Source organism: Vibrio sp. 1069 (assembly GCF_033340555.1).
Genome location: NZ_JAWOWP010000826.1, coordinates 1 through 544 on the forward strand (window position 1 = coordinate 1; position 544 = coordinate 544).

1 protein-coding gene is annotated in these 544 nt (G+C 45.2%); it reads right to left on the reverse strand.

What is annotated here, in order from left to right; translation table 11 throughout:
• A partial coding sequence (locus tag R7040_RS29290; protein WP_318098020.1) for a SpoVR family protein occupies positions 1 to 544 on the reverse strand: 544 nt, incomplete at both ends.

A 544-nucleotide genomic window follows, 5' to 3' on the forward strand; every position in this document is an offset into this window, starting at 1 on the left:
ATTCAAGAATGAACTTTTCGGACACAATACCTTCATCATACAAGTGGTTTAGAATCGTGTAGTGCCAGAACGTTGCCCATCCCTCATTCATAACCTGAGTTTGCTTTTGTGGATAAAAGTACTGGCTGATTTTTCGTACGATTCGAACAACCTCGCGTTGCCATGGTTCCAAGAGCGGCGCATGTTTCTCAAAGAAGTAGAGTAGGTTTTCTTGAGGTTCACTAGGGAAGCGCTCTTTAATGTCTTCTTCTTTAGTTTTGGCTCTTGGTACGGTTCGCCACAGTTCATTGACTTGAGATTGCAGATAAGCCTCGCGCTCCTCTTGGCGGGCCTTCTCCTCGGTAATCGAGATTTTCTCTGGTCGTTTATAGCGGTCGACACCAAAGTTCATTAACGCATGGCAGGAGTCGAGAAGCTTTTCAACCTCTTGAACGCCATAACGCTCCTCACATTCGGCAAGGTACTTTTTAGCAAAGAGTAAGTAGTCGATGATAGAACTGGCGTCCGTCCACGTTTGGAACAGATAATTCCCCTTGAAGAAAGA